The organism is Conexibacter sp. SYSU D00693 (genome assembly GCF_017084525.1).
GTDB lineage: Bacteria > Actinomycetota > Thermoleophilia > Solirubrobacterales > Solirubrobacteraceae > Baekduia.
Genome location: NZ_CP070950.1, coordinates 3,523,232 through 3,543,769 on the forward strand (window position 1 = coordinate 3,523,232; position 20,538 = coordinate 3,543,769).

At 74.0% G+C, this 20,538-nt stretch carries 21 protein-coding genes and 1 riboswitch; of the genes, 6 read left to right on the top strand and 15 right to left on the bottom strand.

Annotated features, from left to right (window positions below):
- Positions 1–42: 42 nt before the first annotated feature.
- Positions 43–2,364: an endopeptidase La gene (gene lon / locus JUB12_RS17435; RefSeq protein ID WP_205696711.1), complete on the bottom strand. Its 2,322-nt coding sequence runs from the start codon at positions 2,362–2,364 to the stop codon at positions 43–45.
- A 107-nt stretch (positions 2,365–2,471) separates the two neighbouring features.
- On the opposite strand from lon, the gene JUB12_RS17440 reads away from it, so the two are divergent.
- Positions 2,472–3,584, top strand: a complete 1,113-nt coding sequence (locus JUB12_RS17440; RefSeq protein ID WP_205696712.1) for a CdaR family transcriptional regulator — start codon at positions 2,472–2,474, stop codon at positions 3,582–3,584.
- Positions 3,585–3,598: 14 nt separating this feature from the next.
- Here the strand turns inward: JUB12_RS17440 and JUB12_RS17445 are convergent, their stop codons facing one another.
- Positions 3,599–3,793: a hypothetical protein gene (locus JUB12_RS17445; RefSeq protein ID WP_205696713.1), complete on the bottom strand. Its 195-nt coding sequence runs from the start codon at positions 3,791–3,793 to the stop codon at positions 3,599–3,601.
- Positions 3,794–3,893: 100 nt separating this feature from the next.
- Complete coding sequence (ftsH, locus tag JUB12_RS17450; RefSeq protein ID WP_205696714.1) at positions 3,894–5,951, bottom strand: ATP-dependent zinc metalloprotease FtsH; 2,058 nt, start codon at positions 5,949–5,951, stop codon at positions 3,894–3,896.
- 62 nt (positions 5,952–6,013) lie between these two features.
- A riboswitch (cyclic di-AMP (ydaO/yuaA leader) is annotated at positions 6,014–6,185 on the top strand.
- A 4-nt stretch (positions 6,186–6,189) separates the two neighbouring features.
- Here ftsH and JUB12_RS17455 point away from each other — a divergent pair.
- A complete protein-coding gene (locus tag JUB12_RS17455) occupies positions 6,190–6,915 on the top strand; it encodes a transglycosylase family protein (RefSeq protein ID WP_205696715.1) in 726 nt (241 codons plus the stop codon).
- On the opposite strand, the gene JUB12_RS17460 is transcribed toward JUB12_RS17455, so the two are convergent.
- The 11 genes from JUB12_RS17460 to JUB12_RS17510 all read right to left on the bottom strand — a co-directional run bounded on the left by JUB12_RS17460 (position 6,912) and on the right by JUB12_RS17510 (position 14,239).
- Positions 6,912–7,130: a hypothetical protein gene (locus JUB12_RS17460; protein ID WP_205696716.1), complete on the bottom strand. Its 219-nt coding sequence runs from the start codon at positions 7,128–7,130 to the stop codon at positions 6,912–6,914. The two genes, JUB12_RS17455 and JUB12_RS17460, sit on opposite strands and share 4 nt — an antisense overlap.
- Positions 7,131–7,140: 10 nt before the next feature.
- Positions 7,141–7,947, bottom strand: a complete 807-nt coding sequence (locus tag JUB12_RS17465; RefSeq protein WP_205696717.1) for a glycosyltransferase family 2 protein — start codon at positions 7,945–7,947, stop codon at positions 7,141–7,143.
- 71 nt (positions 7,948–8,018) lie between these two features.
- Entirely contained in the window at positions 8,019–8,504 is a 486-nt protein-coding gene (locus JUB12_RS17470; protein ID WP_205696718.1) for a methylated-DNA--[protein]-cysteine S-methyltransferase, read from the bottom strand.
- A gap of 4 nt (positions 8,505–8,508) precedes the next feature.
- Positions 8,509–8,928 carry a thioesterase family protein gene (locus JUB12_RS17475; protein ID WP_205696719.1) on the bottom strand — a complete coding sequence of 140 codons (420 nt, stop codon included), beginning with the start codon at positions 8,926–8,928 and terminating at the stop codon, positions 8,509–8,511.
- 13 nt (positions 8,929–8,941) lie between these two features.
- Positions 8,942–9,367 carry a PaaI family thioesterase gene (locus JUB12_RS17480; protein WP_205696720.1) on the bottom strand — a complete coding sequence of 142 codons (426 nt, stop codon included), beginning with the start codon at positions 9,365–9,367 and terminating at the stop codon, positions 8,942–8,944.
- Positions 9,368–9,395: 28 nt separating this feature from the next.
- Positions 9,396–10,934, bottom strand: coding sequence for an aminotransferase class I/II-fold pyridoxal phosphate-dependent enzyme (locus JUB12_RS22120; RefSeq protein ID WP_305852567.1), 1,539 nt, complete (start codon positions 10,932–10,934; stop codon positions 9,396–9,398).
- Positions 10,935–10,975: 41 nt separating this feature from the next.
- Positions 10,976–11,398: a PaaI family thioesterase gene (locus tag JUB12_RS17490; protein WP_205696721.1), complete on the bottom strand. Its 423-nt coding sequence runs from the start codon at positions 11,396–11,398 to the stop codon at positions 10,976–10,978.
- 36 nt (positions 11,399–11,434) lie between these two features.
- Positions 11,435–11,863, bottom strand: a complete 429-nt coding sequence (locus JUB12_RS17495) for an FHA domain-containing protein (protein ID WP_205696722.1) — start codon at positions 11,861–11,863, stop codon at positions 11,435–11,437.
- Between the two features lie 74 nt (positions 11,864–11,937).
- Positions 11,938–12,627 (bottom strand): hypothetical protein, encoded by a 690-nt coding sequence (locus JUB12_RS17500; RefSeq protein ID WP_205696723.1) that lies wholly within the window; start codon positions 12,625–12,627, stop codon positions 11,938–11,940.
- A 45-nt stretch (positions 12,628–12,672) separates the two neighbouring features.
- On the bottom strand, positions 12,673–13,815 hold the full coding sequence (locus tag JUB12_RS17505) for a YbdK family carboxylate-amine ligase (RefSeq protein WP_205696724.1): 1,143 nt from the start codon (positions 13,813–13,815) through the stop codon (positions 12,673–12,675).
- A gap of 52 nt (positions 13,816–13,867) precedes the next feature.
- Positions 13,868–14,239 (bottom strand): nuclear transport factor 2 family protein, encoded by a 372-nt coding sequence (locus JUB12_RS17510; protein WP_205696725.1) that lies wholly within the window; start codon positions 14,237–14,239, stop codon positions 13,868–13,870.
- A gap of 70 nt (positions 14,240–14,309) precedes the next feature.
- On the opposite strand from JUB12_RS17510, the gene JUB12_RS17515 reads away from it, so the two are divergent.
- From JUB12_RS17515 to JUB12_RS17530, 4 genes are all read left to right on the top strand, one after another.
- On the top strand, positions 14,310–15,194 hold the full coding sequence (locus tag JUB12_RS17515; protein WP_205696726.1) for a LysR family transcriptional regulator: 885 nt from the start codon (positions 14,310–14,312) through the stop codon (positions 15,192–15,194).
- A gap of 210 nt (positions 15,195–15,404) precedes the next feature.
- Positions 15,405–15,974, top strand: coding sequence for a transcriptional regulator (locus JUB12_RS17520; protein ID WP_205696727.1), 570 nt, complete (start codon positions 15,405–15,407; stop codon positions 15,972–15,974).
- 320 nt (positions 15,975–16,294) lie between these two features.
- On the top strand, positions 16,295–16,696 hold the full coding sequence (locus JUB12_RS17525) for a cupin domain-containing protein (RefSeq protein ID WP_205696728.1): 402 nt from the start codon (positions 16,295–16,297) through the stop codon (positions 16,694–16,696).
- 313 nt (positions 16,697–17,009) lie between these two features.
- Positions 17,010–17,441 (top strand): hypothetical protein, encoded by a 432-nt coding sequence (locus JUB12_RS17530; RefSeq protein ID WP_205696729.1) that lies wholly within the window; start codon positions 17,010–17,012, stop codon positions 17,439–17,441.
- A 140-nt stretch (positions 17,442–17,581) separates the two neighbouring features.
- Here the strand turns inward: JUB12_RS17530 and JUB12_RS17535 are convergent, their stop codons facing one another.
- Entirely contained in the window at positions 17,582–20,431 is a 2,850-nt protein-coding gene (locus tag JUB12_RS17535; protein WP_205696730.1) for a vitamin B12-dependent ribonucleotide reductase, read from the bottom strand.
- Positions 20,432–20,538: the final 107 nt, after the last annotated feature.

Sequence of the window (20,538 nt, forward strand, 5' to 3'; positions counted from 1 at the left end):
GCGGCCGCCCGCCAGCGCTCTTGCGTCCGGTGCGCTGCGGCCCTAGGCCGCGGGCGCGGCGGTCGGCGCGGGCTCGAGCGCCAGCTCGAGCACCTCGCCGATCGTCATCACGGGGTGGAAGCGCATCTTCTCCCGCACGTCGGCGGGGACGTCGTCGAGGTCGGCGCGGTTGCGCTCGGGCAGGATGACGTCGGTCAGCCCGGCCGCGTGGGCGGCGAGGACCTTCTGCTTGAGCCCGCCGATCGGCAGGACGCGGCCCTGGAGCGTCACCTCGCCGGTCATGCCGACGGTGTGGCGCACGGCGCGGCCGGTGAGCAGCGACGCCAGGGCGGTCGTCATCGTGATGCCGGCGCTCGGGCCGTCCTTCGGGATCGCGCCCGCGGGGACGTGGACGTGGAACTCGCGGTCCTCGAAGGCCTCGCGGTCGATGCCGAGCTCCTCGCGGTGGGCGCGCACGTAGGTCAGCGCGATGCGCGCCGACTCCTTCATCACGTCGCCGAGCTGGCCGGTGAGCGTCAGGGCGCCGCTGCCCTTGCCGTCCATGGCGTTGGCCTCGACGAACAGGACGTCGCCGCCCGTGCCGGTCACGGCCAGGCCGGTCGCCACGCCGGGGACGGCGGTGCGGGCCGCGGCCTCCTGGAAGACCTTTTGGCGGCCCAGGGCCTCGCGGATCGCGGCCTCATCCACGTGGACGGGCGGCGTCGCGGTGCCCGCGGCGACCTTCGTGGCGGTCTTGCGCAGGAGCTTGCCGACCTCCCGCTCGAGCTGGCGGACGCCCGCCTCGCGGGTGTACTCGGCCACGAGCGTGCGCAGCTGGTCGTCGTCGACGACGACCTCCTCGGGCAGCAGGCCCTGGCGCTCGCGCTGGCGCGGGACGAGGTGGTCGCGCGCGATGGCGACCTTCTCCTCGACGGTGTAGCCGTCGAAGCGGATGACCTCCATGCGGTCCAGCAGCGGGCCGGGGATCGTCTCGGCCTGGTTGGCGGTCGCGACGAACACGACCTCGCTGAGGTCGAGCTCGACGTCGAGGTAGTGGTCGCGGAACGTCGCGTTCTGCGCCGGGTCCAGGACCTCGAGCAGCGCCGCGGACGGGTCGCCGCGCCAGTCGGCGCCCACCTTGTCGACCTCGTCGAGGAGGATCACCGGGTTCATCGTCCCGGCGTCGCGCAGCGCGCGGACCAGGCGGCCCGGCAGCGCGCCGATGTACGTGCGGCGGTGGCCGCGGATCTCTGCCTCGTCGCGGACGCCGCCGAGCGACATGCGCACGAACTCGCGGCCCATGGCGCGGGCGATCGACTCGCCGATGGAGGTCTTGCCGGTGCCGGGCGGGCCGATGAGGGTCAGGATCGTGCCGGCGGCGCGCTTGGCCTTCTCGGCCTTGTCGTCGGTGGCCGTCACGTCCAGCCCGCGCTCCTGGCGCAGCTTGCGCACCGCGACGTACTCGACGATGCGGTCCTTGACGTCCTCGAGGCCGTGGTGGTCGGCGTCGAGCACCTCGCGGGTGCCCTGCGGGTCCAGCTGCTCCTCGGAGCGCTCGGACCACGGCACGGCGACGAGCCAGTCCAGGTAGGTGCGGATGGTCTGGGCCTCGCCGGACTGCTCGCCGGAGCGCTCGAGGCGCCCGAGCTCGCGCTCGGCCTGCTCGCGCACCTCCTCGGGCATCCCCGACTCCTCGATCTTCGTCCGGTACTCCTCGACGACCGAGGCGTCGTCCTCGCCGAGCTCGCGGCGGATGGACTCCATCTGCTTGCGCAGCACGTACTCGCGCTGCTGCTGCTGGGCGCCCGACTCGACGTCCTCGCGGATGCGCTTGCGCACCTGCAGCTCGGTCAGCCGCTCGCGCTGGAGCTCGACCGCCAGCGCCAGGCGCTCGGTCACGTCGAGGGTCTCGAGGACGCGGACCTTCTGCTCGAAGGTGAGGTCCGGGGCATAGCCGGTGGTGTCGGCCAGGACGCCCGGCTCGGTGATCGCGCGCACGAAGGCGGCGACGCGGCCGTCGTCGCCGCGCAGCTCGAGGAGCTCCTCGACGATCGCGCGGTACTCGCGCTCGAGCTCGCGGGTGCGGCCGTCGACCGGCGCGTCGTCGGGGTGCTCGACGACCTCGACGCGCAGGCGCCCGGCGTGGTCGGTGTGGGCGGCGCCGGCGATGCCGCGCGCCTCGCCCTCGAGGACGGCGCCGCGGGCGCCGCCGGGCAGCCGGACCGTGCGCGTGACCCGCGCGATGGTCCCGACCTTGGCGTACTCCCCCTCGTGGCGGGGGACGAGCAGGACGCGGTCCTCGCCGCCGGTGTCGACCGGGAGCGTCACGTCCATCGTGGGGAAGACGACGGTGTCGTCGAGGGGCAGGAGGAGCAGCGAGGTCATGGAGGCGGTTTCCTTGAGGTCGTGAACTACCGCTTTCGGCAATGTAGCATCACATCTGCGCTGCCCTCACTCAACCTTCTTGCAGGCGGTAGCGTGCCAGCGCCGTGTTGAGCCCCCGCCTCGCCGACGCGCTGCGCCCCGTGCTCCCGGCCCTCGCCGAGGAGACGATCGCGGCCATCGCCGAGGAGGTGCCGCAGTACGCGCGGCCCATGGAGGGGCCGTTCGGGCGCGGCGTGCGGATGGGCGTCGAGCGGGCACTGGCCCGCTTCGTCGAGGGACGGCCCGACCCGGCCTCGCGCGAGCTCTACGTCGAGCTCGGGCGCGGCGAGCAGCGGGCGGGCCGCTCGCTCGACGCGCTGCTGGCCGCCTACCGGACCGGGGCGCGCCTCGCGTGGGAGCGCTTCAGCGACGCGGGCCAGGCGGCCGGGGTGCCGGCCGACGAGCTCTTCGCGCTGGCCGGCCAGATCTTCTCCTACATCGACCGGATCTCCGCCGAGTCGGCCGAGGGCTTCACGGCGGAGGCCTCGGCCGCCGAGGCCGACCGCCGCCGTCGCCGCCGCGCGCTGCTGCGCGTGCTCATGCGCGACGACGCCGGCCCCGAGGAGGTCCGCGACCTCGCCCACCTCGCCGGCTGGCCGCGGCCCCAGACCGTCGCGGGCATCGCGCTGGGCTCCGACGACGCCGACCGCCTCGCGGGCCGCCTGGGACCCGACGTGCTGGCGGTCGCGGAGGACGACCGCAGCATCGGCCTGGTCCCCGACCCGGACGCGCCCGGTCGCGAGGCCCAGCTGCGGGCGGTGCTCGGCGAGCTGCCCGCCGTGCTGGGCCCGACGGTCGCCCTCGAGCGTGCCGCGGCGTCGCTGGCCCGCGCGCGCCTGGCCTTCGACGTGCTGGCGCCGGAGGGCGGCCTCGTGCGCGCCGACGACCACCTGGTGGAGCTCCTGGTGCGCGTCGACCCGACGCTGGCCGCGGCGCTGGTCGAGCGCGAGCTCGCACCGCTGGAGACCGTGCGCGCGTCATCCCGGGCCAAGCTCGAGGAGACGCTGCGCGCGTGGCTCGACGAGCCGGGGCAGATCACGCCCGTGGCGCGACGTCTGGGGTTGCACCCGCAGACCGTGCGCTACCGCGTCGGGCAGCTGCGCGAGCTCTTCGGGGAGCGGCTCGACGACCCCGAGGCGCGCTTCGCGCTCGCCCTCGCGCTGCGCGCGCGGGGCGGGTGACGCAGGGCCGGGGCCTAGCCCTGGTGGCGACCGAACAGGACGCCGTGGAGCGTCGCGATCTCGGTCACGGCCGCGCCGACGTACACCTCGCGGCACACGGCGATCTCCTGCTCGAGGTCGGCGCGGTAGGCCGGGTCGGCGTACAGGCCGCGCTCGCGCGCGAGCTCCCGCTCCTCCTCGAGGACCAGCAGCTGCTGTCTCAGGTCCAAGGCGTCCATGGTCACTCAACGCAGGAGTACCCCCGAGGGATGCGCTGCCTCGGGGGTCGTCCGCGTCGGGACCGACGCTCCGGACGGTGGTGCGCCCGGTCTAGGTGACGTCCGTCGCGCCCTCGGGCGCGGCGTCGACGCGCTCGGCGATCGCCATGCCCTTCGGGCCCTGGTCGCCGGGCGCGGTGCCCCGCTCGAAGCCGGCCGCCGCGTAGGCGTCGGCCTCGTCGAGCGTCTCGCGCTCCAGCAGCGCCTGGGCCAGCGCGTCGAGCTGCGGACGGTGGTCGCGCAGCTCGTCCAGCGCGCGGCCGTAGCAGCCCTCGACGATGCGGCGGACCTCACGGTCGACGAGCTCGCGCGTGGCCTCCGACGCCGGCTCGGAGCCCGGCATGGCGAACGGCGCGTCGTCGTTGACGACGGTCACCAGGCCGATCTCCTCGCTCATGCCCCAGCGCCCGACCATCGACCGCGCGATGCGGGTGACCTGCTCGAGGTCGGACTCGGCGCCCGTGGTGATCGTGCCGTAGACGAGCTCCTCGGCGGCACGGCCGCCCAGCGCGCCGGTGATGCGGCCCAGCAGGTAGGCGGTGTCGTAGCCGTAGCGGTCGCTCTCCGGCGACTGGAAGGTCACGCCCAGCGCGCGCCCGCGCGGGACGATGGAGACCTTGCGCACCGGGTCGGCGCCGGGCTCGAGCATGCCCAGCAGCGCGTGGCCGGCCTCGTGGTAGGCGGTGCGCTCGCGCTCCTCCTCCGACAGCGTGATCTTGCGCTCGGCGCCCAGGACGATCTTCTCGAAGGCGTCGAAGAAGTCCTCCGAGCGGACCTGGTCGTGCTCGCGGCGGGCGGCCAGGAGCGCCGCCTCGTTGACGAGGTTGCGCAGGTCGGCGCCGACCATGCCCGGCGTCGTCGACGCGAGCTGCGCGAGGTCGACCTCGTCGTCGAGCGGGACCGAGCGCGTGTGGATCTCGAGGATCTGGCGACGGCCGTCGGCGTCGGGCGGGTTGACGGTGAGGCGGCGGTCGAAGCGGCCGGGACGCAGCAGCGCCTGGTCCAGGACGTCGGGCCGGTTGGTGGCGGCGAGGACGATGACGCCCTCGGAGCCGGTGAAGCCGTCCATCTCCGTGAGGATCTGGTTGAGCGTCTGCTCGCGCTCGTCGTGGCCGCCGACCGAGGCGCCGCCGCCGCGCTGGCGACCGATCGCGTCGAGCTCGTCGATGAAGATGATCGCCGGGGCGGCCTTCTTGGCCTGGTCGAAGAGGTCGCGCACGCGCGACGCGCCGACGCCGACGACCATCTCGATGAACTCCGACGCGGAGATGGAGAAGAACGGCACGTCGGCCTCGCCGGCGACCGCGCGGGCCAGGAGCGTCTTGCCGGTGCCGGGCGGGCCGGACAGCAGCACGCCCTTGGGGATCATCGCCCCGAGCTTGCGGTACTTGTCCGGGTTGCGCAGGAAGTCGACGATCTCGACGAGCTCGTCCTCCGCCTCGTCGATGCCGGCCACGTCGCCGAACGAGACCCGCTGCTGGGTGGCGTCGTAGCGCTTGGCCTTCGAGCGGCCGAGGCCGGTGAGGCCGCCCGCGGCGCCGCCGGCCGCGCGGCGCGCGAGGAAGATGAACAGCGCGACGAGGAGGAGCGTCGGGCCGAAGAAGAGCAGGAGGTCGCCGATGAACGAGCGGCCGTCGTCGGCCGGCTCGGCGCTGACGCGCACGTCCTTCTCGCGCAGCTGCTCGAGCAGCTGGCGGTCGTCGGTGGCGATCGCCGGGACGAACGAGCGGAACTCCTTGCGCGCCTCGACGTCGCTGCCCGCGTCGGGCTCCTTGACCGGGCGCTTGAACTCGCCGACGACCTGCAGGCCCTCGAAGGCGACCTCGTCGACGTTGCCGCGGTCGACCTGGTCGAGGAAGAACGTGTACTCGACGCGGTTGCGGTCGGGCCCGTTCGGGACGAGCGACGCGAACACGAAGTTCAGCGCCAGCAGGACGAGCAGCACGGCGCCGAAGCGGCGCAGGCCGCCCGGCGGGCGGAAGCCGCCGCCGCCCTGGTCGGACCCCGAGCCGGAGCCGTCCTGGCCCTCCTTCACGCCCTCGACGCGCCACGGCGTCGGGGACTCGGGCCGCTGCTGCCGGCTGCGGGTGGGCTTGTCGTCAGACGCCATGGCTCCTTGCAGATCCTACGAGACGACGTCCGTCGCCCTGTTGTGCTGAGATGCCCGGCTGGAAGTGACCCAAGCCGAGTCCCGGTCGCCACGGCGCCCGGGAACGGGGGACCCACTGGTCCGAGCGCCGTGCGGGCGCGAGGGCCGGGGGCGAATCGCCGCCGTCGTGCGGCGTAGCGCAGCTCATCAGCGCGAGCCCGTCAGCTAACCCCGTAGGCGCAGACGAGCTGGAGGCCCCTTGCTGCACCGCGACGCGCTCGCGCGCGACCACGAAGCGCCCCAAGGACACCGTCTCGCCCGCCGCGGGACCTGGCGACGCGCAGGCGTCGCCGCCCTCGCCGGCTCGCTCGCGGTGCTCGCGCTCGGCGCTCCGTCCGCGGTGGCCGCCACGCCCGGCGGCGTGGAGGCCGGCGACCCGGAGGTGCAGGCGCCCAAGCCCGCCGAGAGCCGGTCGGCCGAGACGGTCGCCGCCCCGGCGGTCAAGGCGCTCAAGCGCGGCAGCCGCGGCACACGGGTGCGCGCGCTCCAGCGCGCCCTGGGCATCAAGCGCGTCGACGGCGTCTATGGCCGGGGCACGGTCCGCGCGGTCAAGCGCTTCCAGAAGCGGCGGGGCCTGAAGGCCGACGGCATCGCCGGGCCGGCCACGCTCAAGGCCCTCGGCCTGGCGAGCACCGCCCGCAAGGTCTCGGCGCCCGCCGGCGACGCCGCGGCCGTGCTCGCCGCGATCGCGCAGTGCGAGTCCGGCGGCGACCCGACCGCGGTCTCCCCGGGCGGCAAGCACCGCGGCAAGTACCAGTTCCTGCGCTCCACGTGGGAGCAGATGGGCGGCCAGGGCGACCCGGCGAAGGCCCCCGAGCCCGAGCAGGACGCGATCGCGGCCAAGCTCTACGCCGAGCAGGGCGCCAAGCCCTGGCCGGTCTGCGGCCCCAAGGCCGAGGCCCAGGTCGGCCGGACGGCCACCTAGCGCCCGGACGGCAGCAGCCGCACCGTCCGCAGCCCGCCCGCGAGCGCGCGGCGCCACGGCCCGTCGCCCTCCGGCGCCACGGCGCGGTCCAGCAGCAGCGCGGCCAGCTCGCGGGCGGCCGCCGGGTCGTGCGGCGGTGAGACGTAGGTGCGGTCGGCGCGACCGCCCAGCCCGGGCGTGAAGCGGTCCGTGACCTCGACGCGCACGCCCTCCACGGCGCGCAGCCTACGGCCCGTGGGCCAGGCGCTCACGCGCGACCCACGGCAGGCCCACCAGCCCCTGGACGGTCCCCCGGGCCGCGGCGTCGTCGCGGCGCGCCGCCCACAACGCGCGCCCCGTCGCCGCCGCGGCGCCGCGAGGGCCGTCGAGCAGCCAGCGCGTCCAGAGCTCGTTGCGCACCTCGCGCTGCCGGCGGGCCTGCCGGTCGCGGGCCGGCGACGGATGGTGGTGGGCGACCACGTCGGGCTGGTGGCGCACGCGCAGGCCGCGGGCGGTGAGGCGCCGGGCCAGGAGCTCCTCCTCACCGCCGATGCCGAAGCGCGGGTGGAAGCCGCCGGCCGCGAGGAAGGCCTCGCGGCGCACGACCGCCCCGCAGGCGACGAAGCCATGGACGGCGTGGCCGAGCGCGTCGCGCGGTCCGCGCTCCATGGCGGCGCACACCGGGTCCAGGCGCTCGGCGTCGCCCACCAGCACCCTGGCGGCGACGAGGCCGAGCTGCGGCGCCGCGGCGAAGCGCCGGGCCACGGTCGCCAGCGCGCCGGGCGCCCACCACGAGTCGTCGTCGGCGAAGGCGACGAGCGGCGCGTCGACCAGCCGCGCGCCGACGTTGCGCGCCGCCGCGCCGCGGTCGGTGCCCAGCGCGACGACGCGCGCGCCCGCGCCGAGCGCGACGGCGACCGTGGCGTCGCGCGAGCCGTTGTCGACCACGACGACCTCCGGGCGCTCGGGCAGGCGGGCGAGGCGCTCGAGGGTGGCGGTCAGCGAGGCGGCGCGGTCGCGCGTCGCGATGACGATGGCGGGCGGCGGCTCCATCTGGCCACCCACGTGCCCGGCGCGTGCGCGCTCGCCCGGCCGCGACGCGACGGTGGTCCGGCGATGGCTGGCTAGAGCAGCAGCGCGCCCTCGTGGGTCAGCAGCCAGCGCTTGGCGGGCAGTCCGCCGCCGAAGCCGGTGAGCCCGCCGTCGGCACCGATGACGCGGTGGCACGGCAGGACGATCGCCAGCGGGTTGGCGCCGTTGGCCAGCCCGACGGCACGGGCGCCGCGCGGGCCCCGGCCCAGCCGCGCCGCCAGCTCGCCGTAGGTCGTCGTCGTGCCGAACGGGATGTCGGCGAGCGCCGTCCAGACCTCGCGCTGGAAGTCCGTCCCGACCGGGCGCAGCGGCAGGTCGAACGCCTCGAGCTCCCCGGCGAAGTACGCGCCGAGCTGCGCGGCCGCCTCGCGCAGGACCGGCGTCCCGGGCGCGTCGGCGGGCGTGCCGGGCGCCAGGAACGCGACGCGCGTGAGGGCGTCGTCCTCGGCGGCCAGCCCGAGCGGCCCGACGGGCGAGTCGACGACGGCGGTGCTGATGGCGACGGCGATGGCGGTCATGCCCTCATGACGGCGCGGGCGCCGGGTCCGTGAGGTGGACGGCGAGGCGCTCGCGCAGGACGTCGGGCACCGGCGCCGGCCGGCCGTCGCGCCCGACGCACACGTAGCGCAGGACGACCTCCGCGACGTCGGTGCCGTCGCGCGTCATGGTGAAGCGCTGGACGATCGACGTCGTCCCGATGCGGTCCACGGTGATCGCCACGTCGAGCAGGTCGTCGAAGCGGGCTGCCGCGAGGTAGTGGACGTTGGCCTCAGCCACGACGACGTCGTGGCCCCCGTGCAGGAACGTGTCGTAGCCGCCGAGCTCGTCGCGCCACAGCTCGTTCGTCGCCAGGTCGGCGTAGGTCAGGTAGTTGGCGTTGAAGACGACGCCCTGGGGGTCGCACTCGTTGTAGCGGACGCGCAGCGTGTGGACGAAGCTCACGCGCGCAAGCGTCTCACCCGCCCAGGCGGTACGTCGCCGAGGCGGTGGCGACGAGCGCCTCCTGCGCGTCGCGGACCTCCACGCGCACGAACGACAGGCGCCCACCGCGGCGCAGGACCTCCGCGTCGGCCACGAGGTCGCCGCGTGCGGGCGCCAGGAAGTCGGTGTGCAGCGAGACGGTGGCGCCCGCGGGGTTCGCCGGCGCGGGCTCGTCGATCGACCAGGCGGCGGCCATCGCCGCGGTGTCGGCCAGCGTGGCGACCGCGCCCCCGTGGACGACGTCGGCCATCGTCGCGAGCTCGTCGCGGAAGGGCAGCTCGAGCCGTGCGCGGTCGTCGCCCAGCTCGCCGACGCGGATGCCCAGGAGCCGGGCCAGCGGCGAGTGCGGGATGAACGCCGCGATGACGTCGCGGCGCGAGGGGGTCGTCGTCGAGCTCATGCCCGCGATCGTCGCGGACGGGCTGCCGCTACGCCATGACCCGGAAGGTCATGAGCGAGGGGTCGGCCGCGCCCTCGACGTAGCCGTCCTGGGCCACGACCTCCTCGAGGTAGTCGACGGTCTCCTCGCTGAGCACCTCGCCGGGGACGAACGCCGGGATGCCGGGCGGGTAGGGCGTGACGAACTCGGCAGCGACCCGGCCGACGGCGTCCTTGGGCTTGACGTCCTCGGTCGGGGCGAAGAACGCGTCGCGCGGGCGGACCGCCTGCTCGGGCAGGTGGCGCGGGAGGGCAGGCAGGCGCCCGTGGGACGGCGCGCCACCCTCGCGGTCGACCATGTCGCGCAGGCCGCGCACGAGCCGGTCGACCTCCTGCGGGCCGTGGGCGAAGGTGACCAGCGGGACGATCCGGCGATGGTCGGAGAGCTCGACGTCGACCTGGTGGTGGTCGCGCAGGAAGTCGTCGGCCTCGTAGCCCGTCAGGCCGACGGGGGCGACCTCGATCAGCACGTGGGTCGGGTCGACCTCGTGGACGCCGGGCCGGGCCAGCAGCTCCTCGGGCGTGACGACGTTCAGCTCCGGCACCTCGTCGGCCACCCGGCGGCGCAGCTCCATCGCGGCGTCGACGGCCTGGGCGAGCAGTCGCTCGCCGTCACGCACGAACTGCCGGCGCGCGCCGTCGATGCTCGACAGCAGCAGCGCCGAGGCGCTGGTGGACTGCTCGAGCTCGAAGCACAGCTCGAGGCGCTCGGTGTCGATGCGGTCGCTGCCGACCGACAGCACGGACGTCTGGGAGAGGCCGGACAGCGTCTTGTGCACCGAGCCGATGGCGAGGTCCGAGCCCTGCTCGAGCGCGCCCTTGGGCAGGTCCGGGTGGCCGGACAGCGCGTAGTCCAGCCCCCAGGCGTCGTCGGTCACGAGCGGCTTGCCCAGGGCGTGGCAGGCGTCCGCGAGCCGGCGGACGTCGGCCGTCGTCCCGTAGTAGGAGGGCGTGAAGACCATCCCGCCGGCGGCCTCCGGGTGGGCGCGCAGCGCGGCTTCGAAGGCGTCGGCGTCGACGGTGTGGGCGAGCTCGAGCTCCTCGTCGTAGACCGCCGGCACCCAGACCGGCCGCGCGCCGGAGAGCACGAGCCCGGCGATCACCGACTTGTGGCCGTTGCGCGCGAGGACGACCTCCTGGTCCGGGGCGCCCAGGGTGAGCAGCGCGACGTGGACGCTCATCGAGCTGCCGTTGGTGGAGAAGAGCGTCTGCTGGGCCCCGACCGCCTCAGCGAAGAGCTGCTGGGCGGTCTCCTCGACCTGCCACACGTGGTTGCGCGTGTCGACGCCGTGGCTCATCGGCGCGTCGGCCTTCAGGACCTCGTGGCCCGCCCACTCGGCCACGTCGGCCTCGCCGCGGCCGGCGCCATGCGCGGGGATCCCGAAGGTCAGCCGGTCGTCGCGGTGGTAGGCGGCCAGCGCGTCGGCGATCGGCGCCGTCGTCTGGTCGGCGGTGGCCGGGCCCTGCTTGGCGGCGAGGCGCGCCTCGGCCTTGTTGCGCGCCTTGCGCAGGCGGTGCGTGCTCGGCATGTCCCTGGACTGCCCGGTCCGGGTGCCGCGACACGCGATCGCTAGAGGTCGGCCTGCAGCTCCCTGCCGCCGCCGCCGTGGTCGCGCCTGCGGGGGTAGATCGAGTACGAGCCGACCGCCGTCCCGAGCAGCCGCTCGTCCCCGGCGGTGACCTGCGCGCGAAGGACCGCGCTGGTCTTGTTGCGCCGGTCGACGTGCGCGTGGCAGGTCACGCAGCCCTCGCGGGCCGTCGCCACGAAGTTGATGGCGACGTTGAGGGTGGCGATGCCCTCGTCGTCGGTCGTCTGCTGCCACAGCGCCGAGCCCATCGCGTAGTCGACGAGGGCGAAGCACGCGACGCCGCTGAGCAGCCCCGCCGGGTTGATCAGCTCGTCGCGGATGTCCAGGCGCAGCACGCCCGGGCCCTCGTAGCGGAAGCCGAAGAAGGCGCCGACGCCGTCGATGGACCAGGGCCGGTCGGGCACGCCCGCGAGACGCTACCCGCTGCCTGCGGCGCGGCTCTAGGGGACCTGGCGGAAGGTGAGGACGACGCCGCCCAGCACCACCACGTCGCCGTCGGTCAGGTCGTGCTGGGTCACGCGGCGGCCGTTGACCCACGTGCCGTTGGTCGAGCGGTCGTCGAGGATGCGGGCGGTGCCGCCCGGACGGTGCACCACCACGGCGTGGCGACGGGAGACGCCGACGTCGTCGAGGGCGATGTCGGCGGTGAAGCCCCGCCCGAGGCGCATCACCGGCTCGGCGAGCGGGATGGCGCGGGCGTCGTCGCCGGACTCGGCGATGAGGTAGAGGCCGGGGTCGAGGGCCGAGGGGTCCACGGCCCGCGAGCGCTCGCGGTGGCTGAGGGCCGGCAGCGCGTCGTGCGCACCGGTCTCCTGCGCGAGGCGGTCGAGCGCTCGTACGTGGCGCTCGGGGGCGAAGGTGGGGGCCATGGCGTGCATGGCACCGCACCGACCTCAAGGCCAGCTCAGGATGCGCTGAGCGGCAGGTGGGTGCCAGGCACCCCTCAGCGGCCGACGAAGTTCGGCTGCTCCCAGACGCGGCGCTTGAGGTAGTCCTTGACCTGGGCGACGTAGCTGTCGCTCTTGCCAAGGTGCCAGCGGCCGGACGCCCAGACCCCGATGGAGCCCCAGAGGTCGCCGGCGCGGTACTCCTCGGCGCGCTCGACGGTGTTGAGCCACGGGTGCTTGCCGTCGTAGTAGGAGCGGATGATCGCGCCCCAGTAGTCGGCGTTGAACGCGCTGGCCTGCTGCATGAACGGCAGGCAGCAGTGGTAGGGGCGGCGCATCTGGAAGAGGCCGAAGGAGTCGCCGCCGTCCCCCAGCGTGCGCACGTCCCACCAGCTCTCGACCGCGGCGACGGCGCGGACGAGGTCGTGGTCGATGCCCCACTTGATCGCGGTCCACTCGAGGATGTCGTCGGTGTTGCCGCGGAAGCGCCCGTCGACGTCGGCCTTGTAGGGCATGTCGCTGCGGCGCCGGAAGATGCGCAGCTGGGACGCGGTCGGCACCCGGCGGTTGGCCTTCGCGTTCTGCGGGCGCGGCTCCCAGCCGTGGCGCTTGACCTTCTTGGCCGCGGCCGCCGAGCTCAGGGGCTTCGTGCCGACCTTGGCCATCCACGGGTTGGCGGCGCCCGCCGCGGCGGGACCAGCGGCGAGGAGGGCGAGCGCGGCGAGGAGGGGGACGAGCAAGCGCACCGGGGCAGGCATCGGCATCGTGGCGCGGGCCGTTGAGCGGCGCGGTCAGCGCGCGACGGGTGCGGGTGCGGCGTAGGCGTCCGCCAGGTGCTCGACCAGGTGCGAGAGCGCGCTGCCGCCGCCGGCCAGCCGCCGCTGGCGCTCCGCGCCCGGGTTGGCGGCGAGCTCGGCGACGAGGTCGAGCTCGGCCTCGCAGCCGAGGTCCTGCGCGTGGGGACGGGCGGCCTCGAGGAGGCCGTCGAGCACCTGGCGCACCGGCACGGTGCATCCCTCGCCGAGGTCGACGAGCTCGGCCTCCATGCCGTCGCGCGAGGCCAGGAAGCGGTTCTCCTGCAGGACCTCCGTGGCGTCCAGGAGCGGCTCGGGGGCCCAGCCCTCCTCCAGCTCGAGGCGCGCGACGGCCTGCACGAGGGCCGCGATCGCGGCGGCGTCCTGCAGACGCGTCTGGACGTCGGCGATGCGCACCTCGACGGTCCCGATCTCCGGCTTGGGGCGCACGTCCCACCAGAGGTAGCTGTGGTCGGCGAACGCGCCGCAGCGCAGCAGTTCGCCGACGACGCGGACGTAGTGGTCGTAGTCGTCGAAGCGCCGCGGGATCCCGGTGCGGGGGAAGGCGCCCCAGATGGGGATGCGGGCGCTGGCCAGGCGCGTGTCGCGCCCCTGCCAGAACGGGGAGTTGGCGCTCAGGGCGAGCAGGACGGGGACGTGCAGGCGCAGCCGGTTGAGCAGCCGGATCGCGAGCTCGGGGTCGCGCACCCCGACGTGGACGTGCTGGGCGAAGGTCGGCTCGCGACGGGCGAGCTCGCCCATCGTCCGGCTGATCTCCTCGTAGCGCTCGCGGGGCGTGACCTCGGTGTCGGTCCACAGCGTGAACGGGTGGGTGCCGGCGGCGCCGACGGCCAGGCCGAGCCCGCGCAGCTCGTCGGCCAGGCGCGCGCGGATGGCGGCGAGCTGGGCGATCGCGTCGCCGACGCGCTGCGCCGGGTCGCTGGCGTACTCGACGACCGCGAGCTGCGTCTCGACCGACAGGCGGTCGCGCAGGTCGTCCGAGAGCCGCGGCAGCACGTCGATCGAGCACTGCTGCAGCTCCCAGGAGCCGGGGTCGAGGAGCATGACCTCCTCCTCGACGCCCACGGTGTAGGGCGCGGACGGCGTCCAGCGCGACCAGTCCGTGTCGCGATCGGGCACCTCCCGGCCATGCCCGGTGGCGCGCGGTCCTAGTCCGCGGCTCGGCGGATGGCTAGGCGCCGTCGCCGAGGAGCGGGCGCGGGTCGAACGTCACCCGGATCCGCGTGATGCGCCCGTCCTCGACGTGGCTGCGGTTGGCGACGGGGATCGGGCCGGCGTCGCCCACCTGGAGCTCGAACCACGTGACGACGTCGGGGCCGTCGGCGCTGAGCTGGAGCACGTCGAGGCGCCTCGTGGCGGCGGCGAGGCCCTCCAGGCCCTTGCGGCAGGCGGCGGGTCCGTCGGCGGCGCCGAGCGGGCCGCGGAAGGTGACGTCGGGCGCGAGCAGCGGCTCGAGGCGGTCGAGGTCGTTCGTCCTCCACGCGTCGAAGTAGGCGGCCATGACGTCCGCGGGGGTGGTGGGGGTCGTGGCGGTCTGCGTCATGGGGCGATGGTCCCGCCACCAGACGCAGAAGTCCAAGTCATGGTCCTTCGCCCTGCTAGAAGTCGCGGTTATGGACCTGCGGCAGCTCGAGTACCTCGTGGCGGTGGCGGAGGAGGGCAGCTTCACGCGGGCGGCCGAGCGGGTGCACGTCTCGCAGCCGGGGGTCAGCGCTCAGGTGCGCCGGCTGGAGGCCGAGCTGGGGCAGGAGCTGCTGGACCGGACGGGCCGCGCGGTGCGGCTCACGACCGCGGGCGCGGCGGTCCTCCCGCACGCGCGGGCGGCGCTCGAGGCGGCGGCAGAGGTCCGGGAGGAGGTCGACCGGCTCGCTGGGCTGGTGCGCGGTGCGGTAGCCCTCGGGGCGGTCTACGGCTGCGGCGCACTCGACGTCCCCGGGATGCTCGCGGAGTTCCACGCGGCGCATCCGGGAGTCGACATCCGGCTGGTCGAGGACGCGTCGGACCGGCTGCTCGCCGACGTCCTGGCCGCGCAGCTCGACCTGGCGATCGTCGGGCTCGCGGGTGACGCGCCCGCCGGGATCGCGACCCACACGCTGGTCCACGAGCCGTTCGTGGCGGCGGTCGCCCCGGACCACGCCCTCGCGGGACGCCGCTCCATGCGCATCCGTGCCCTGCGCGACGTCCCGCTGATCAGCATGCCGCGGGGGACCGGGATGCGCAGTGCGCTGGAGGCGGCGTGCGCGGCGGCGGGCGTGACGCCGCGCATCGCCTTCGAGACCGGGGACCCGGCCGTGCTCATGCGGCTGGCCGGCCGGGGGCTCGGTGTGGGCATCCTGCCGGCGTCGGCGATCGCGGCCAGCGAGGGCGCGCTCGTGGGCGTCGCGCTGACCGCTCCGCAGCCCTCGGGATCGCTGTCGCTGGCGTGGCGGGAGGGAGGCCCCTCGGCGGCGGCCGCACGAGCGCTGCTGGACCACGCGCGCGACCGGCTGGCCGCATAGCCGATCGTCGGCGCCGGGGCGTTCTGGGCGCCGGTGAGCTGCGCCTGGCGTCGCAGGACGTCACTCGACTGTTCAGGATGTACTGAGCACCCGGGTCGATCCGGAAGTTGGCGCATTGCCATGCTGTCAGGCGATTCCGACCTGAGCCCCGCCTGACTGTCGACCAGTCGACGGTGCACGTCTGCCGTGTCCTCCGTCAGACTGTCGGCCGTGCCGACGACGCGTGACGCTGCAGACCCCCGGATCCACAAGGCGCTCAGCCACCCGATCCGGGTCGAGATCCTCCGAGCCCTGGACGACGGCCTGGCCAGTGCCGTCGAGGTGTCCCGGGCCACGGGTCACCCGCTCGGGCAGGTGAGCTACCACTTCAACCAGCTCGCCCAGCTCGGCCTGATCGAGCTGCGCAAGACCACCCCGCGTCGCGGCGCGCTCGAGCGCCACTACGGCCTGATCGAGACGGCCCCGACCGCGGCCGCTGACTGGCGCAAGCTCACCAAGACCGCCCGTCGCAACGAGGCGAACACCGTCCTCGGCGAGGTCGCCGACCAGATCGCGGGCGCCCTCAAGGACGGCGGCTTCGACAGCTCCGACTCCCACGCGCGCCTGGAGGACCTCAAGCTCGACGCGCGCGGCCGGCGCGACGCCGCCAAGGAGGTCACGGCGCTCGTGAAGCGTCTGCGGGCGATCGAGAAGGAGAGCGCGAAGCGCGCGAAGGACAAGCCCGACGACCTCGCCCAGTGGGCCGTCGCGGTGCTGCAGTACGGCTCGCGGGGCGCCTAGCCCCTCGCGCGGCGGGCGCGCGGTGGCGCGCGCCCGCCCCGCCGTCCGGCGCGTAGTCCACCCGGATGGGAAACGCGCGGGCTGGACGTGACTCCGGGCTGGCGCGACGGGCTCCTACCAACGCGGTCCGGGCCGCCGAACGGCGGGTGGCGGTGAGAAGCAGGGGTCTGACCCTCCCTTCTCACGGCGCGCCCAGGCGGCTCCGATGCCCGTGGCGTCCGATGTGCCGATGTGCAGGAACTTCGTGTCGTCGGACGGGTGGTGAGAAGAAGGGGACTGTCCCCTTCTTCGCAGCGGACCTCGTCGCGTACGCTCGCGCCATGGCGTTCACCCACAAGAACCTGAAGGCGGACGTCGAGGACGTCGGGTCGAACTTCGACGGGCCGGAGGACCTGCACTTCCACCTGGCGACGAGACCGCTCGAGCTCGAGAAGTCGGGCCTCAGCGTGCAGTGGATCCCGCCGGACTACCGCTTCCCCTACGGCCATACGCACAGGGAGCAGGAGGAGGTCTACGTCGTCGTGCGCGGGAGTGGGCGGATGAAGGTCGACGACGAGGTCATGGACCTCCGTGCGTGGGACGCCGTGCGCGTGGCACCGGGCGCGTGGAGGGGCTACGAGGCCGGCCCGGACGGCCTGGAGATCCTCGTCATCGGCGCGCCGAACCTCGGCGGATCGCCGCGCGACGACGTCGAGGGTCGCCGCGACTGGTGGGTCGACTAGCCGCGCGCTCGGGTGTTGCCGGTCGTCTTCGTCGTCGCCGCGACGGTCTGCCTCTGGATCGGCATCGGGCTGATCTGGAACGTCAACGGCATCGCCGACTGGTGGATCGACCTCTGCCGCCGCGAACGGGCGATCATGCGGCGCGTCGTCCCGTGGCCCGAGGAGACCCGCAGGATCGCGCGGCGTCGCGGCTGGATCCTGGTGGCGCTGGCATCGCCTTCGCCATCGCCGCGCCGGCTCTCCCGTTCGGGCAGTGAGGCGATGGCGCGACGGCCACCGATGAGCTCGCGGTCGTGGGACGGTCTTCTCCCACATGAGCGACCGAGATCCGGCCCTGGAGCCCTTCGACGCCCTCATCGGGACGTGGGAGCTCGAGGCCACACACCCGGCCTTCGACGGCGTGATGCGGGGCGAGATGACGTTCGAGTGGCTCGCCGGGGGCAAGTTCCTCGTGCAGCGCTCGCACAACGACGAGGAGATCGCACCCGACACGATCTCCGTCATCGGGCCGCCGGAGGAGGGTGAGGGCCTGGTGCAGGAGTACTTCGACTCGCGCGGCGTGCGCCGGACCTACGGCGTCTCCCTCGACGACGGTGTCCTGCGGTTCTGGCGCCACCATCCCGGCTTCGAGCAGCGCTTCGAGGCGAGGATCGCTCCCGACGCGTTCGACGGCCTGTGGCAGCTCGCCCAGGAGCCGGGCGTGTGGAAGGACGACCTGGCGATCAGCCTCCGCCGGCGCAGCTGAGCACCGCGGGCGAGGCAGCGCCCCTGCTCAGGGGCGGTGCGCCGACCACCGCGCGGGCGCGGTCCCGCAACAGCGCCCCCCGGACGGCGACGGGGCGCCCGAAGGCGCCCCGTCGACCGGACATCAGGTGTCGCTGGTGCTCAGCCGCAGCCGGTGTTGTTGCCGCAGGACGAGCACGTGTAGCAGGAGCCCGTGCGCTGCATCATGCCGCCGCACTGGTTGCACGCCGGCCCGAGCTCCAGGCCCTTGAGGCGGGCCGGGCGGACGGGCGGGGTGTCGGTGAGCGCGGAGGTCGGCGCCGTCGGGGTGCCGCCGCCGTTGGAGGCGGTCGGCGCGGGCGGCGTGGCCGGCCCGGCGGTGTCGGACTGGACGGAGACGACGGTGTCCTCCGCCGTCTTCTTGGCCCGGACCTCCGGCGTCAGGATCCCGAGCTCCTCCTGGATCTCGGCGTCGAGGAAGCGCGAGGCGAGCCAGCGCATCATGTAGTCCGGCAGCGACTTCGCGAACGGGATCTCCGGGTTCTGGGTGATCCCCTCCGGCTCGAAGCGCATGTAGGCGAACTTCTCGACGAGCGTCTCGAGCGGCACGCCGTACTGCAGCGCGATCGAGATCGCCGTCGCGAAGGAGTTCATCATCCCGCGGAGGGTCGAGCCCTCCTTGCCGACGTCGGTGATGAAGATCTCGCCGACCGAGCCGTCCTCGTACATGCCGGCGGTGATGTAGCCCTCGTGGCCGCCGACGGAGAACTTGTGGGTGATGGACTGGCGCTCGCGCGGCATGCGCCGGCGGCGCGGGCCCAGCGCGGCCATCGCCTTGTCGACCTCGGCCTTCACCGCGGCGTCGAACTCCGGCGTGCCGGCGGCCGGGACGGCCGCGGCGCCGCCGTCGCCCTGCGCCTCGGTGCGCAGCGCCTGGGCGGTCTTCGAGCCGTCGCGGTAGATCGCCAGCGCCTTGACGCCGACCTCCCACGCCTTGACGTAGGCGTCGCGGATGTCCTCGACGCTCGCCGTGTTGGGCATGTTCACCGTCTTGGAGATCGCGCCCGAGATGAACGGCTGGACCGCGCCCATCATGAGGATGTGGCCCATGTGCGAGATCGCGCGCTCGCCGACGGCCACGTCGAACACTGGGAGGTGCTCCTCGTCGAGGCCCGGAGCGCCGACGATCGTGCCGTGCTCGTCGATGTGGGCGACGATCTGCTCGATCGACGTCTCGTCGTAGCCGAGCTCGCGCAGCGCCAGCGGCACCGTGCGGTTGACGATCGTCATGGAGCCGCCGCCGACGAGCTCCTTGTACTTGACCAGCGAGAAGTCCGGCTCGACGCCGGTCGTGTCGCAGTCCATGAGGAACGAGATCGTCCCCGTCGGCGCGAGCACCGTGGCCTGCGCGTTGCGGTAGCCGTGCAGCTCGCCCAGCGCGACGGCCTCGTCCCACGTGCGGCGCGCCGCGTCGAGCAGCGCCGTGTCCGAGCACGTCTCGTCCGGGATCGCCTGCGAGGCGTCGCGGTGCATGCGCATGACCGCGTTGTGCGGCTCGCGGTTCTCCTCGTAGCGCTCGTACGGGCCGATCGCCGCGGCGATGCGCGCCGACTGCAGGTACGCACGGCCGGTCATCAGCGCCGTGATGGCAGCGGCGGTGCCGCGGCCGGCGTCCGAGTCGTAGGGCATGCCGTTGGACATGAGGAACGCGCCGAGGTTGGCGTAGCCCAGGCCGAGCTGGCGGAACGCGCGGGCGTTGACGCCGATCTCCTCGGTCGGGTAGCTCGACGGCCCGACGACGATCTCCTGCGCGAGGAAGACGATGTCCGTGACGTGCTCGAAGGACGCGATGTCGAACGAGCCGTCCTCGCGGCGGAACTTCATGAGGTTCAGCGACGCGAGGTTGCACGCGGAGTCGTCGACGTGCATGTACTCCGAGCACGGGTTCGACGCGTTGATGCGCCCCGAGTTCGGGCACGTGTGCCACTGGTTGATCGTCGTGTCGTACTGGACGCCCGGGTCGGCGCAGCGCCAGGCGGCCTCGGCGATCTCGTGCATGAGCTCGCGCGCGTCGATCGGGTCGCCGATCGGCTCACCCGTCGTGCGGGCGATCGTGCGCCACTCCGAGCCCTCCTGGACGGCGTGCATGAACGCGTCGGTCACGCGGACCGAGTTGTTGGCGTTCTGGTACTGGATCGACGTGAAGCCGTCGCCGTCGATGGACATGTCGAAGCCCGCGCGCGCGAGGGCCTCGGCCTTGTCCTCCTCCTTGGCCTTGCACCAGATGAACTCCCGGATGTCCGGGTGGTCCACGTCGAGGACGACCATCTTCGCGGCACGGCGGGTCTTGCCGCCGGACTTGATGGTGCCGGCCCACGCGTCGGCGCCGCGCATGAACGAGACCGGGCCCGAGGCCGTCCCGCCCTTGCTCAGCGGCTCCATCGAGCCGCGGATGTTCGAGAGGTTGATGCCCGACCCGGAGCCGCCGCGGAAGATCCGGCCCTCGCGCGTGTTCCAGTCGAGGATCGAGTCCATCGTGTCGTCGACGCTGAGGATGAAGCAGGCCGAGCACTGCGGCTGCTCCTCGAAGCCGACGTTGAACCAGACGGGCGAGTTGAAGGCGGCGAGCTGGTGGACGAGGACGTACGTGAGCTCGGCCTCGAAGGCGTCGGCGTCCTCGGAGGTGGCGAAGTAGCCGCGCTGGCGGCCCCAGTCGGCGATCGTCCCGGAGACGCGGCCGACCATCTGCTTGACCGAGCGCTCACGCGACGGCGAGCCGAGCTGCCCGCGGAAGTACTTCTGGGCGACGATGTTCGTGGCGTTCTGCGACCACGACCTCGGGAACTCGACGTCCTCCTGCTTGAACGAGCCGACGGCCGCCGTGCGCAGCTCCCACTCGACCTGGTCGAAGGGGTGCACGCCGGGCGTCGTGAAGCGCCGGCGGACGCTGAGCGCCCGGCCAGGGCGCACGACGTCTGCAACGGGGGTCTGGGCTGCTGGCTCGAACGTCACGACGGGTCTCCTCTTCTGGCCGCTCGCCTGCGGCCTGGTGCTCACGTGGGGCTGAGCAGGATCCGCCTGGGTCCGGACGGAACGCGAAAGGCCTGCACGTCCCAGTC